Origin of the sequence: Microbacterium capsulatum, assembly GCF_030865425.1 — a bacterium.
In the GTDB taxonomy this organism is placed as follows: domain Bacteria; phylum Actinomycetota; class Actinomycetes; order Actinomycetales; family Microbacteriaceae; genus Microbacterium; species Microbacterium capsulatum.
In genome coordinates this window covers 370803-384488 of sequence record NZ_JAVFCB010000003.1, presented here as the reverse complement: position 1 = coordinate 384488, position 13686 = coordinate 370803, and the positions used below count along the sequence as shown (strand labels likewise).

Genomic DNA, 13686 nt, shown 5'->3' with positions numbered 1-13686 from the left:
CACGAGGAAACCTCGTGATCACCGGCAGGGCCACACTCATCGCCCACCTGGGATACCCCACGGACACCTTCGCCTCGTCCTCGCTCTGCAATCCCTGGTTTGATCGACACGGATTCGATGCGGCCGTCATTCCCATGTCTGCCCGGGCTGAGGGCTACCCGGAACTTTTCCGGTCGCTCTTTTCCTTGACCAACCTCCGCGGGGCGCTCGTGACCATGCCTCACAAGGTCACGACCATGGAGCTCGTCGACGAAGTAAGCCCCGCGGCAGCGATCGCTGGCGCAACCAATGCTGTCGTCAAGCGTGAAGACGGTTCGCTCCTCGCGGAGCAGTTCGACGGTGCTGGCTTTGTCCGCGCTCTCGTGCGCAAAGGTTTCGATCCGAGCGGCAAACGCGCCATGATCGTCGGCACCGGAGGGGTGGGCTCTGCGATCGCGGCATCGTTGGCTGCGGCTCACGTGGGAGAACTCAGACTTGTCAATCGCCGCAGCGCATCGGCAGAGGAACTGGCTTCGCGTCTCGAAGCCCACTATCCAGACGTGAACACCGGCCTCGGCTCGAGAGACCCTGACGGCTTCGACCTCATCGTGAACGCGACTTCGCTCGGGGTGCGGGCGAGTGATCCTCTGCCTCTCGACCTTCGCGGCGTCGAGGGCACCACCTTCGTTGCGGACGTGGTCAACAAGCCCGGTCTCACTCCGTTCCTGGCGTCGGCGCGCGAAAGAGGGTGCCCGGTCCAGGTGGGCCGCGACATGCTACTCGAGATGGTCCCGGCATACCTTGCATTCTTCGGGTACGAAGGTGCAACAGCTCAAGATTTCGCGTAGCCAGGCGGCGCGACCGGGTTAGGACCCCGCTGAGGCGTGACTCGAGACGAGCCGTCGGAGGTTGTCCTCGCTGAGAGCGAATTCCGTCGCCATGATGCCGGCTCCGATCAGAGCGGCCCGCACAGGTTCGAGCGAGCGCACGACAGACAGGCCTTCGGTCGCGAAGGGCGTGGCCTTCTGATAGATGACCTCTCGGATTCCGGCGACCAGATGATTTCCCGCTGTGGCCAGTCTTCCGCCGACGGCGATCAGCGCGGGGTTGAAGAAGCTTATGCAGGTCGTGAGAATCTCGCCGATGTCGTTCCCCGCGCGACGAACGGCAGCGATCGCTTCGAGGTTTCCGCTGAGCGCGAGCTCGACGACGTCATCGACACCTGCGGCTGTCACGCCCAGATCCGACAGGGAGGCCGCGATTGCCGGACCGCTGGCCACGGCGACAAGGCACCCCCGTCTCCCGCAGATGCACGGCACGTCCGCGTCGCGCGGAACCGGGATATGGCCGATCGCCCCGGCCGCGCCCTTTGCGCCCCTGAGTAGGGCGCCGTTGTTGATGATGCCCGCGCCGATGCCCGTCGACGCCTCCACCGCGATCATCTCGGCTGCATCCGGTCGCAGTGCGAGTTCCCCCAGCGCCATGAGATTGGCGTCATTGTCGACGAGCACGGGTACGGAGAAGTGGGTGGCCAGATGTCCGGGAACATCGAAGTGATCCCATTCGGGCAGATTGGTCGAGTTGAACGGACGACCCTCCTCGTGGAACACCGGCAAGGCGATGCCGACGCCGACCGCGGCGATTCGCCAGCCCGCGTGATCGCTGTCTGCCATCAGCGTCGACGCGGCGGCAGCCGCCGCGTCGAGCACCGCAACCGGCCCGTCCGCCATCTCGGCGACGAAGGAGCCTTCCGCGATGATCTGGCCCGAGAGATTGAGAAGGGCCACCAGGTTGTGGGATCGACCTATGTCGATCGCGATCGTTCCCCAGGACACCGGCTCGAACGAGAAGCGGGCCGAAGGGCGTCCGGGAGTCGTGGACGGTCTTGTCGGCCCCGAAGCCACCAGACCGGCGGCCAAGAGCTCTTCCAGTCGAAGTGCGACGGTCGAGCGGGCGCGCCCGGTCAGCTCCGAGAGTTCGCTCAGCGTGAAGGAGCGGTCGACCTGTGCTCGACCGAAGCTGAAGAGGTCGATCGCATCGAAGGACCCCAACTGTTTGCTCTCCCGCGCCATGTGACCATTACACCACCTCAGCACGACTCTCAGTCGAACATCGCGCTATAAATGCCCGTCAACGACGTATAAATAGTGAACTTCGCCGTAAATCTTTGCATAGACGCGATGTGGCCGCGAGCCTGGGCGGGCGCCTGCTGGCCGAGGCCGTGCAGCCAAAGTCCGCTGGTGGTGGCTCCGGGGTGCCCCGCGTTGCGGCGAGGATGGCCTCAACGATTAGGGCCTGCAGCGGTGCTACCTCCTGCGCGTCGGCGAAGCGCTGCTGTCGATTTCGCGGTTTGAGAGATCCGAACTTCCTGGGGCCGCACGACTTGGCTTCGACGACGCGGGGGTTCCAGGCGTCGGCCCTGTCGTGAGTTACGTGGTCCGAGACCTATCGGCTTCGTGATGTCTGTGGCCGCTTCGTCGCGGGCGATGTACTTGCTCTCAGTATGATCAGCCCAAAACCGCGATAGCGGAAGGGGAACCGCGTGAACGATGCCAGTCCCGCGAAATGGGCAATTGATCCGCATACGCGTGCGAAGCATCAGATTCTGGACAGTTATCTGAAGGGCTGGTTCCCGAAGCTCACCTCCTTCCAGGACAAGGTGATCTACCTCGATGGCTTCGCTGGGCGCGGACGGTACACGGATGGCACCGAGGGCTCACCGTTGATCGCGCTGCGCGCGCTCGTCGGTCACCAGCACCTCAAACGGATGGATCATTGCAAGTTCATCTTCTGGTTCATCGAGGCAAACAAGGAGAACGAGGCGGCGTTGAGGCGCGAGCTCGAAGCGTTCGTCGAAGAGCACAACACGGGGTCAGGACCTGATATCGGAGTCGATCTCACGCACAACACGTTTGAGAAGACCGGTCGGGAGCTTGCCAAACAGCTTGACGAGAAGGGCGGAAAGATCGCCCCGACTTTCGCATTCATCGATCCATTCGGGTACACCGGCCTGCCGATGGATCTCATCAAGAGCTTGTTCGGCAACTCCCAATCCGAAGTCCTCGTCAACTTCATGGTCGGGTTCGTTCAGAGATTCATCGAGCGAGAAGGACAGGAAGCGGCCATCGAATCGCTTTTTGGCCTTCCGGTCGATCAAGTCATGGCTGGCAAGCTGAGCGACGCCAAGCGCGTCGAGCACCTTCGCGACGTCTACATGGCCCAGCTCAAGGAAGTGGGCGGATTCGAGTACGTTCGCTCGTTCGCAATGACGAATCACACGGGCAACGTTTCGTATTACCTCGTGCATGGAACCCATCACCGCGAGGGAGTGAAGCTCATGAAGGCCGCGATGTGGAAAGCGGACCCCGGAGGCGGATCAGTCTTTCAGGACCGCCTGCACGGCGTAGAGGTTCTTTTCGACCCGGCACCAGACACAGAACCGTTGCGTGCCGAGTTTCTGAGCGTCTTCGCTGGCCGATCCGCCGTTCCGATCGACGAGATCGAATGGCATACGATCCTCGAGACCCCGTATCGGGAGACTCACGTAAGACCGATACTCACTGCTCTCGAGAAGAGCGGCGTCATTACTGTGCGACGGAACGCAACTCGTGGATTCCCGAGCGGACGGGCATGGGTCGACTTCCCGAACGCCTCCGAATGAGTGCGGTCGAAGGGCGCGGAGTGCGCGCCCGATCGTCTCCGCACCCGATCATCTTCTTCGCCGTGAACTGCGCGTGGTCACATGGCTCAGAGGAGACCTAAGCAAGAATCGGGTCGACACGTGAAGTGTCGCGGAGGGCGGGGGTCCGATGACGAACCACGATGAGTTCTGGTCACGCAAACAGTCAGCGGCTGTATTGAAGCATGCGGTGCTCAAGAACTACCTGATTCCATTCACCATGATGACGGCAGGCGTCAACTCGAAGTTCCAGGCGTGGTTCGTCGACGGCTACGCCGGGCCCGGACAATATGCACCCGAAGAGGGAGGCGACAGTGAGGGGCAGGACGGTTCCCCTGCCGTCGCACTCGGCGTCGCGAGGTTCGTGGCCTCGAGAACCCCACCCCGACGCCTACGCTGCGTCTTCATCGAGCAGGACGAGGAACACGTACGCTCGCTGGAAGGCTTCGTTTCGCAGCACAAAGACGTACGCGCGCGAGTAATTCACGGACCGGTGCAGAGCGAACTGGCCGGAGTCGTGAGTGAGATGGGCGCGGACCCAGCGCTGACGTTTCTTGACCCGTACGGAACTGCGCTGCCGTACGATCTCATGCGACGAAGCCTTCTTGCTCGCATGGCGCCTAAGAATGAAGTCCTCCTCAACCTCCACGTCACTTCGCTCTCGCGCATCGGTGGGATCCTCGGACGCGGCGAAAACCTCACGTCGGCTGATTCCCGAACGCTCCAGCGGCTGGATGCTTTCCTCGGGCAGGACGAATGGAGGGAGGTGTTTCTCGGGACCTTCAGAAAGTCTGTGGAAGGGACGGCTACGGCCGCGGCTCTGGAGGTTGCGTCGCACTTCCGTGCCAAGGTGAAGAAGGACACGGGGTATGACTCTTTTGCCGTAGACGTGCGTCGTGCAGAGGGTCATGTGCCGCTCTTCCAACTGACGCTCTTCTACCGGAGCGGCTATGCCGCCTACAAATTCGCAGACGCGTCCAGCCTCGGGCATGCGAAGTGGCGTGAGTTCAACATGCGTGCGGAAGCTCGTCGCAACGGCGTGATGTACGCCGACGCGCTGCTCGGCGAGGACTATACAGAGGAAGCGTTTGAAGAGCAGTTCGCGCACGACGAGAAGGCACTCAGGGAGCGGCTCTGCCACGAGGTCGCCAGCAATATCCGTGAACTCCTCCATTCCCGCGCAGAGCTGTCATTGAGTCGGGACTCTGACATCAAGGCGATCTACGGCGATGCGCTGGGCCTGGCAGGGGAGAAGCACCTTCGCGCCGCGTGGGATCGTCTCGCCGTGAACGGCGTGGCGCGTCGCCGGGACCCGGCGCAGAAGATGCAGCACGCCCGGATCGTGCGTGCAAACTCGCCTGCCGCCTAGGCGCTCGCACGGCGGGAACTGATCGGCATCTCACTCCAGGTGATGCCGTCAAGTTCACGACCGCCGGCCTTGGGAGTGCGCCCGCCCCACTGCTTGTGGAAAAAGGGCACCTGAGCGTCCGCGCACATGTCACGGATCTCCCGGACCCACTCGACCTCGAGAGGGCGGGCATGGGGCCCGGACTCACCGCCCGTGATGACCCAATCGATTCCATCCAGGTCCATACCCGTCAGCGGCCCGAGGAGCGGTTCGCACGACAGGAACCGCACCGCCGCCGGCACCTTCCGAAGGTCATCGATTCGGCCGAGATGCTCCTGATCCTCAACGCTCACGCCGAGCCAGAGGTTGTCTGGCCAGTCCAGACGGTCGGCGATTCGAGGCAAACGGGACGCGCGTTTCGTGAGCACCTGATATGTGTGCTGGGGGGTGTCCGCGATGACATCGAAGACGCGGTGCACGAAATCCAGCGGGACCTTGGCGTGGAAGAGATCGCTCATCGAGTTCACGAAGACGACGCGGCGCCCACTCCACGAATAGGGCTGTCGCAGCGAACTCTCATGCAACGTGATAGCGAATCCCGGCCCCGAGGTGCGCGGGTCGCCATCCGACTGGTACTTCTCCGAGCCCATGGCCTTCAACCGTTTCGCCAACGCCAGCGCATAACAGTTGTCGCATCCGGGCGAGACCTTATCGCAGCCTGTGGTGGGGTTCCACGTCACTTCGGTCCACTCGATCCCCGTCTTCTTGGGCATGGCCATCGCTCCGATACGTAATGTACGTTACGCGATGTGCGTAACGTCTATCACGTAGGATAACAGCATGGACGGCGTGGACGTGGCAGCGATTCGCGAACTCTCGCGGATCGTTTTTGGGCAGGACTACCGGCTCGAACTGATGTTGGCGATCCGCACGCTTCAGGAGGAAGTCGTCACGTTGGGCGAACTTGCCATTGCTCTACGCGTCCCGGTAAGTAGCTTGCAGAAGCCGTTTCACTCGCTCGTCCGCGCAGGCTTGCTCACTCCGCTCCCGTCGGACGACTCGCGACGCAAGTTCTATGGCGTGGCCAAGAGTGCTGCATGGGACTGGGCTGAAGAGCTAGCCCAGCGCGTCGAATTTGATGCGGTCGTCCGAGGGCGCGAGAACACGCCGTAGGTGAACACAAAGGCAGTGTGAGGGGGCTCGCTCGCATCTGCCAGCACGTACAAAAGAGTCTCGCTTGTGGACTTGGCCTGATCGCTGCCAGAACTCGACGCGTAGGCACGTGATCCGCGTAGCTCGCCGGGCGTCACCGCCCGACTGCACCTGAGCGGGACGCTAGCGACCCATGACGGCGTCAAGGGCGCTCGGGGCTCCCGGATATTCACCGTCTCGGAACTGTGGACGCTCTGATTGCGCAGGACATAACCCGAGCGAACGTAGGAACGCTGAGTTCGTGGCTCGTTGCGGGTCTCATGGGTGACTAGAGGCGGTCCGGGCAGGTTCAACTGAAGTTGGGCAGCGGAGGTTCTGCGGTGCTGCCGCGGTTTGCGGTGAGGATGCTCTCGACGAGTCGTTCGGTCTTCGGTGGGAACTCGTCGCCGGGATAGAACTCTCCATAGAGCGACTCGGCGTCATCGAGAGAGGTGATGCCGACGCGGTCGAGCAGGTCGGCGATGTCTTCCGCCTCGCGGGCGCCACGTCGTGCCGCGGCGTGCAGCTTCATCGCCAGCAGCGTCTCGTGCGTAGCGGCTTGGATCGTTATCGTCGCGTCTTGGTAGAGGGTGACCCATTCGGCGGGACGGCCGAACCCGCTGGGCAGGAACTGCGCGGCGTCGTCGTTCAGCCAGTCGGCCGGCCAGTGTCTCCGTGCGGCGACGATCCGTGCGGCCTGTTGGATCTCGGCTTTCGGGGAGAGTGCGGCGTCGATGTCACGGGTGAGGCGTCGGTTCGCGTTGACGGTGAGGACGATGGCGGCGCCGCCGACGAGTTGCAGCGTGCCGGTGATGCCGCGGTCGCGGAGTGTGTCGGCGATCTCCTTGATCCCGTCGATGATGTCTTTGCGGGCCAGGAACGGAGTCATGTTCGTATCGGGTGTGGCGCGTACGAGCTTCTCGAACTGACCAGGGGATTTCGAATGACCCGTGTCGTCGGGGTGGTTCATGCGCTCTCCAGCTCACCGGCGGAGATCGCGATGCCGCGTCGGCGGAAAGGTTCGGGCGCCTCGGAGAGATCTGTGAGGGCCGGAAGGGGGAATGGCGTCCGCTGTGGCTCCCACACGGTGTCGAGTCGAGCGACGTCGTGCACCGCGGTCCACGGTGGGACGGATCCTTCGGGAAGACGAAACTCGACGAGGGCGGCGATGGCATCATCCCATCGGTTGCCCAGTCTGCGTGGCTCTTCGACAGTGAGCAGGAACCGCTCGTATGGGGTTGCTGCTGCGAGGTCGTCGGCGAGTTGGAGGAAGGCGCGGTATGCAGTGGCGGGTTCCGCATCGGCATAGGTCGCGATCGCTTCCGCCGCGTCTGCGGCAGTGAGCCGATCAACGCGGGGGATGACCGCGACGCGCACCCCGAGTGTTTCCGCGATCCGCTCCACGGTTCCAGACGTGGGCTCGCGCCGGCCGCTCTCGATGTTGGACAGGCTGGATGCGCCGACGCCCGACGCAGTGGCGGCGCGGCGCAGACTGACACCGGAGTTCAAGCGTGCGCGACGGAGGCTCGTGGCAATGCTCATCGACGATCCCCTTCCTGCAATGTTGCCGGATGCGACAACAGTCTACCTCGGATCGCCTCGGCGAAACCCCGTCGCGGCGGATTCGATCCGGGCCTGCCGACGGGTCTCGAACTCGTCCGTTTTGTGTCCGCAAATCCGTTTTGTGTCCGTGTATATACTCGTGGGAACCAGTAGCAACCGTTGCTGAGTGCCTAGAAAACAGTGCTATCGAGGGGAACTGGCGCCCTGCGCCGTTGACGTGAGGTCGCGGGTTCAAGCCCCGCTCCTGCTACCACGTACGTCATCAAGATCCTCGGCTTCGCCGGGGATCTTCTTGTTTTCGCCGGAGGCTCGGCCATGTCGTGGTCGATGTCCGCGCCCGGCAGTCCGGTGAGCGGGATCCCTATTTGGATCGCTGACTTATTAGCCGGTATCATCCTCTCAGGGATGCAGAGAAGCATCCCTGGATGATCGGAGCAGCGGTTGGGGAGGAAGGCTGCCGCGGGGGGTCGCGGCAGCTGTGCTCACGCTGAGTCGACGGCCATGTCCGCCGCGCCGGCCTGGGGTTCCCGTACCAATCGGGTGGTACGGGAACTCCTCCAGGCCCTCGGCAGCACGGCCCGTCCTGCGACGGCTGCGTCCGGTTCGCGCTGATCGGACGTCGGGCACTCGCTGCGCATCGGGGCAGTACCTACGATGTACTGGGTTCGTTGCCCGACGCGGCAATGCCTGGCACAGGAGGCGCGATGGACGTGAATGATGCGAAGGCGACGAAGCGAGCGCATGGTCTGGAGACGCAACGGGCGCTCCTCGCGGCAGCCGGTGCGGTGTTCTCCCGGATGGCCTACGCGGATGCGCGACTGAAGGACATCGCCGAGGAGGCTGGGATCAGCCAGGGGTCGCTGTACTTCCATTTCGGCAACAAAGACGACGTGGCTCGGGCCGTCCTTTCGGTTCAACAGGAGCGCATGGGGCAGGTCCTCACGACGGTTCAGGAGCTCGCAGGCTCCGCACTGGACTGCATCCTGGGGCTCTTCGAGGGTCTTGCTGATCTGATTGCGACCGATGAACTGGTGCAAGCGGGCATTCGACTCTCGATGCAGCCCGCAACGGGGCTGGAGGTCGACTCGAGCGCGCCCTATGTCGAGTGGGTCGAAGTCGCTGCTTCCATATTGCGTGGCGGTGTCGCGGATGGGTCGATGGCACCAGACCTGGACGTTCGTGCGGCCGCTGAGTTGTTGAACGAGATCTTCGTCGGTGCTCAGGTGCTTTCCGGCCTCGAAGACAAGTGGGCATCCCTGCCTCGTCGTGTCGCCTCGGCTCGTGCCGGAATACGAACGGTGCTCACGTCCTCGACCCGGGCAGCCTGATCATTCCGAGGAGCGACGGGAGGCTGACGGGGCAGCCGGGCTCGCTGTAGTGCTTGCGATGTGGTCGGTCGGCGGCATGACCCCAGCCGTCATCGGGACGGACGTCGCCCGGACGGTCTCCGTCGGCGTGCGCGGCAACGTGGTCCGCCGGGCAGTCATACATTTGCACAAGCCGCCTGTTCATCTTTAGACATGGCACGTAGTGCAGCCCACCACCACGCCCGCGCACAATGACTGTGCCCAGCGCTGAGCACAACCCCGTCATCCGGCGCAGGCAGAAAGCGCGGAAATGACCACCACCGGAACCGGCACCTTCACTGTCCTTCGTCCCGACGCCGAGGCGACGGAGCGCCCGGCGTTCGCACCGGCCGGCCACTATGTCGGCGGCCGATTCGTCCCGGGATCCTCCGGCGCCCTCACCGACGTGCGGAACCCTGCGCTGGACACCGTCATCGCCGGGGTTCCCTCGGGCACCGTCGAGGACGTGGACGCCGCGGTCGCGGTCGCTCGCCAGGCCCAGCGGGCCTGGGGCCAGACCACTCCGCGCACGCGGGCCGAGGTGGTGAACCGCATCGCGGACATCATCGAGGCGAACCAGGAGATCCTCGCGGCCGTCGAATCCGCGAACACGGGCAAGCCGCTCGCCACCGTCGAGGACGACGTGAGGAACGCCATCGACACCTTCCGGTTCTCGGCCGGCGCGGCACGCACCGGCACGACGATGGCGGCCGGCGACTACGCAGAGGGCCACACCTCCGTGATCCTCCGCGAGCCGGTCGGCGTCGTCGGCGTCATCACGCCCTGGAACTACCCGCTGCTGATGGCGGCGTGGAAGATCGCCCCGATCCTCGCCGCCGGCAACGCCCTCGTGCTCAAGCCCTCCGAGGAGACGCCGCTGTCGGTGCTGAAGCTCGCCGAGCTCCTCACGGGCGAGGTCCCCGACGGGCTCGTCAACGTCGTCACCGGCCGCGGCAGCGTCGTGGGCCAGCGGCTCGCCGACCACCCCGACGTCGCCCTGATCGCGATCACCGGCAGCGTCGGCAGCGGCCAGGCCGTCGCCGCGACCGCCGCCCGCACCGTCAAGCGCGTGCACCTCGAGCTCGGCGGCAAGGCCCCGGTGATCGTCTTCCCCGACGCGGACCTCGCCGCGGCCGCCGCGGGCGTGCGCGCCGCCGGCTTCTGGAACGCCGGGCAGGACTGCGGCGCGGCGTGCCGCGTCCTCGTCCACGAGTCCGTCGCCGAGAAGTTCACGGCCCTCCTCGTCGAAGAGGTCAGCACGATCGTGGTCGGTGCGCCCGGAGGCGGAGCCGACGTCGAACTCGGCCCGATGATCTCGCAGCGTCACTTCGAGAAGGTGAAGGCCGCGCTCGACGCGATCAAGGCGGACGGGCTGCGCATCGCCGTCGGCGGCGCCGCGATCGACGGCCCCGGGTTCTTCGTCGAGCCCACCGTCGTCGTCGACGTGCCCGAGGGCGCCGCCATCACGCGCGACGAGGTCTTCGGCCCGATCGTCAGCGTCGAGACCTTCCGCACCGCCGAGGAGGCGATCAGCCGCGCGAACGACACGCCGTACGGCCTGTCCGCCTCGGTGTGGACGCGCGACTCGGACCTGGCGATCAGCCTCCCCCGGCGACTCGACTTCGGAACCGTGTGGGTGAACGCCCACCTCGTCTTCGGAGCCGAGCTGCCCTGGGGCGGGTTCAAGGGATCCGGCTACGGTCGCGACCTGTCGTCCTACTCGATCGACGACTTCACGCGCACGAAGCACGTGATGCTCAACCACCACAGCTGACCTGGATGTCACGGCAAAGGAGCCTGCGATGACGACAGCGACCACCGGTGCGCCGGTCCCCTCGATCCCGTACCTGACCCAGGAGCCGTGGCGCAACTGGGGCGGGAACCAGTTCGCCACCCCCGCCTTCACGGTGCGCCCCCGCACGGAGCAGGACGTCATCGACGCGGTGCGGTTCGCGATCTCGGAGCGGATCCCCGTGCGCGCCGCCGGCACGGGGCACTCGAGCTCACCGGTCGTGCAGACCGGGGGGCTCCTCATCGACATGGTGGGAATCGCCGGGGTGACCGGACACGACTCCGACCGCCGCCGGGCCAGGGCCCTCGCCGGCACGACGATCCACGCGCTCGGCGACCCGCTGTGGGAGCGCGGGCTCGCCCTCAGCAACGAGGGCGACATCGACAAGCAGCAGCTCGGTGGCGCACTCGCGACCGGCACGCACGGATCCGGCATCGGGCTCGGCAGCTACTCCTCGTGCCTGACGTGGGTGAAGCTCGTCAACGGGCTCGGCGAGGTCGTCGAGATCGGCGAGGGCCAGCTGCGGGAACTGCGCGCCGCACGTGTGGCGCTCGGCACCCTCGGCGTCTTCCTCGAGGTCGAGATGCAGGTCGAGGACGCCTACTACCTCGAAGAGGAGATCACCTACCCGACCTGGAGCGAGACCCTCGCGACCTGGGACGAGGACGTCCGCGACAACCGGCACTACTCGTTCCTGTGGTGCCCGGAGGACGGGTCCTCGGAGATGTTCGACCTGCCGGGCCTCCCCGGCGGCGGGATGGCCGACCGCAGCTACACCAAGCGCTACCGCACGGCCGCGGTGACCGACGAGAGCACCCTGCGGTTCGAGGAGGGGTCCCGCCTCGACCGCGCCTACCGGGTCTACCCCGGCGGGTTCACGACCCCCTTCGCCGAGTTCGAGTACTTCGTGGACGCGAAGGACGGAATGGCGGCGAGCGAGGACATCCGTCAGCTGATCCTCACCGACCACCAGGACCAGAAGTGGCCCGTGGAGGTCCGGTGGGTGCGCGGCGACGACGGCTACATCTCCCAGTTCGCCGGTCGCGACACCACGGTGATCACGCTGACGGCGGACGCAGGCAGCGACTACTGGCCGTTCTTCCGCGACGCGGACGCCCTCCTGCAGAAGTACTCGCCCCGCGCCCACTGGGGAAAGATCAACTTCATGACGCGGGAGCGCATGGAGCGGCTCTTCCCCGAGTTCGACACGTTCGTCCAGGTCCGCCGGGAATTCGACCCGAACGGCGTCTTCCTCAACGACTACACCCGCGCCCTCGTCGGCTGACCCGGGCAACCCGAAAAAAACCCGAAGCCGCAGCGTCGCGGCAAGCATCGAAAGGATGCGTCCATGGATGAGCACGACAGCGTCTCCGTCGTCGAAGACCTGACGATTCAACCCGTCCCCGAGTCCCAGCGGAACGGGAAGGTCAAGCACCTCTTCTCGTTCTGGTTCACGGTCCAGATCATCCCGCTGTCGGTGGTCACCGGCATCCTCGGGCCGACGATCTACCACCTCGATCTCACGTCCACCCTCGTCGCCCTCGTCATCGGCAACATCATCGGCGCCGTCTTCATGGCGCTGCACTCCGCGCAGGGGCCCACACTCGGCGTCCCGCAGATGATCCAGGCCCGAGGGCAGTTCGGGATGTACGGATCCCTGCTCGTGATCGTCGTCGTCATCCTCATGTACGTCGGATTCTTCGTGTCGCTCATGGTGCTCGCCCAGCAGACGCTGGTCGCGGTGTTCCCGGGGATCGGCACGGTGGCAGGGCTGGCGATCAGCACCGGGCTGACCCTCGTCGCGGTCGTCTTCGGGTACCGGTTCATCCACCGGCTCAACCGCGTGCTCATCTGGCTCTCCACGATCGCCCTCGTCCTCACCCTCATCTACACGACGATCTCCGCCGTGAACGGGCAGGCCCACGCCTCCGGATCGTTCAACTGGACCGGATTCCTCGGGATGGCCTCCGTCGCCGGCATCTGGCAGCTGTCCTACGCGCCGTACGTCTCCGACTACTCGCGCTATCTGCCGACCAGGACGTCGGCGCGCGCCGCCTTCTGGTACACGTACATCGGAACGGTCGTCGGCGGCCTCGCCACCATGGCCGTCGGCGCGCTCATCATCGCGGGGCTCGGCGGCGAGGCGTCGCTGGCGACACTGTCGAGCATCCTGCCCGCACCGCTCTTCGTGTTCGTGATGCTGGTGTTCTTCTTCGGCTCGCTCGACGCCGGCGTGATCAACCTCTACGGTCCGTCGCTCTGCGTGCTCACCTGCATCCAGACGTTCAACCTGAGGTGGTCGCCCCGTGCATGGGCGAGGAACATCACCGCGACCGTCATCGCGGTCGTCGCCTTCGCGGTCTCGATCGGGTTCTCGGACGACTTCCTCGTCGCCTACTCGAACTTCATCAATATCCTGGTCTACCTCCTCATCCCGTGGAGCATCGTCAACCTCGTCGACTACTACATCGTGAACAAGGGGCACTACGACCCGGAGTCGTTCAGCGACCCGAAGAGCGGGTACGGCGCCTTCAACATGCCGGCGGTGCTCAGCTACATCCTCGGCTTCGTGGTGCAGATCCCGTTCATGTCGACCGCGATCTACGAGGGCCCGATCGCCGTCGCCATCGGCGGCATCGACACCGCTTGGGTCGTCGGCACCATCGCGACCTTCTTCATCTACCTCGGGCTCGTCAGGGTGCGGAACCTGCGCACCGTGACGCCCCTTCTGTCGGAAGCCGACCGCACACCGGTCAACGGCTGACACCCCTCTCTCCTCCTGAAAGGA

At 65.0% G+C, this 13686-nt stretch carries 12 protein-coding genes; 8 read left to right on the top strand and 4 right to left on the bottom strand.

The features are described from left to right. Positions 1-14: 14 nt before the first annotated feature. Positions 15-827 (top strand): shikimate dehydrogenase family protein, encoded by an 813-nt coding sequence (locus RBR11_RS07200; RefSeq protein WP_308488641.1) that lies wholly within the window; start codon positions 15-17, stop codon positions 825-827. 18 nt (positions 828-845) lie between these two features. Here RBR11_RS07200 and RBR11_RS07195 read toward each other — a convergent pair whose 3' ends face one another. Then, entirely contained in the window at positions 846-2051 is a 1206-nt protein-coding gene (locus RBR11_RS07195; protein WP_308488640.1) for an ROK family transcriptional regulator, read from the bottom strand. A 470-nt stretch (positions 2052-2521) separates the two neighbouring features. On the opposite strand from RBR11_RS07195, the gene RBR11_RS07190 reads away from it, so the two are divergent. Next, positions 2522-3640, top strand: coding sequence for a three-Cys-motif partner protein TcmP (locus tag RBR11_RS07190; protein WP_308488639.1), 1119 nt, complete (start codon positions 2522-2524; stop codon positions 3638-3640). Positions 3641-3788: 148 nt separating this feature from the next. After that, positions 3789-5027, top strand: a complete 1239-nt coding sequence (tcmP, locus tag RBR11_RS07185) for a three-Cys-motif partner protein TcmP (RefSeq protein ID WP_308488638.1) — start codon at positions 3789-3791, stop codon at positions 5025-5027. Here tcmP and RBR11_RS07180 read toward each other — a convergent pair. After that, entirely contained in the window at positions 5024-5779 is a 756-nt protein-coding gene (locus RBR11_RS07180; RefSeq protein ID WP_308488637.1) for a DUF5131 family protein, read from the bottom strand. The two genes, tcmP and RBR11_RS07180, sit on opposite strands and share 4 nt — an antisense overlap. A gap of 67 nt (positions 5780-5846) precedes the next feature. Between RBR11_RS07180 and RBR11_RS07175 the strand changes: the two genes are divergently transcribed. Further along, entirely contained in the window at positions 5847-6179 is a 333-nt protein-coding gene (locus RBR11_RS07175) for a hypothetical protein (RefSeq protein WP_308488636.1), read from the top strand. A gap of 328 nt (positions 6180-6507) precedes the next feature. Here the strand turns inward: RBR11_RS07175 and RBR11_RS07170 are convergent, their stop codons facing one another. Together RBR11_RS07170 and RBR11_RS07165 are read right to left on the bottom strand one after the other, a co-directional pair. Next, positions 6508-7167 (bottom strand): hypothetical protein, encoded by a 660-nt coding sequence (locus tag RBR11_RS07170; protein ID WP_308488635.1) that lies wholly within the window; start codon positions 7165-7167, stop codon positions 6508-6510. After that, on the bottom strand, positions 7164-7739 hold the full coding sequence (locus RBR11_RS07165; protein WP_308488634.1) for a helix-turn-helix domain-containing protein: 576 nt from the start codon (positions 7737-7739) through the stop codon (positions 7164-7166). The genes RBR11_RS07170 and RBR11_RS07165 overlap by 4 nt, the downstream gene beginning before the upstream one ends. 725 nt (positions 7740-8464) lie before the next feature. On the opposite strand from RBR11_RS07165, the gene RBR11_RS07160 reads away from it, so the two are divergent. The 4 genes from RBR11_RS07160 (at position 8465) to RBR11_RS07145 (ending at position 13662) form a co-directional block, all read left to right on the top strand. Then, positions 8465-9088 carry a TetR family transcriptional regulator gene (locus RBR11_RS07160; protein WP_308488633.1) on the top strand — a complete coding sequence of 208 codons (624 nt, stop codon included), beginning with the start codon at positions 8465-8467 and terminating at the stop codon, positions 9086-9088. A 289-nt stretch (positions 9089-9377) separates the two neighbouring features. Then, positions 9378-10880: an aldehyde dehydrogenase family protein gene (locus RBR11_RS07155; protein WP_308488632.1), complete on the top strand. Its 1503-nt coding sequence runs from the start codon at positions 9378-9380 to the stop codon at positions 10878-10880. A gap of 28 nt (positions 10881-10908) precedes the next feature. After that, on the top strand, positions 10909-12183 hold the full coding sequence (locus tag RBR11_RS07150; protein ID WP_308488631.1) for a D-arabinono-1,4-lactone oxidase: 1275 nt from the start codon (positions 10909-10911) through the stop codon (positions 12181-12183). A gap of 63 nt (positions 12184-12246) precedes the next feature. Next, entirely contained in the window at positions 12247-13662 is a 1416-nt protein-coding gene (locus RBR11_RS07145; RefSeq protein ID WP_308488630.1) for a purine-cytosine permease family protein, read from the top strand. The last annotated feature ends 24 nt before the right edge of the window (positions 13663-13686 follow it).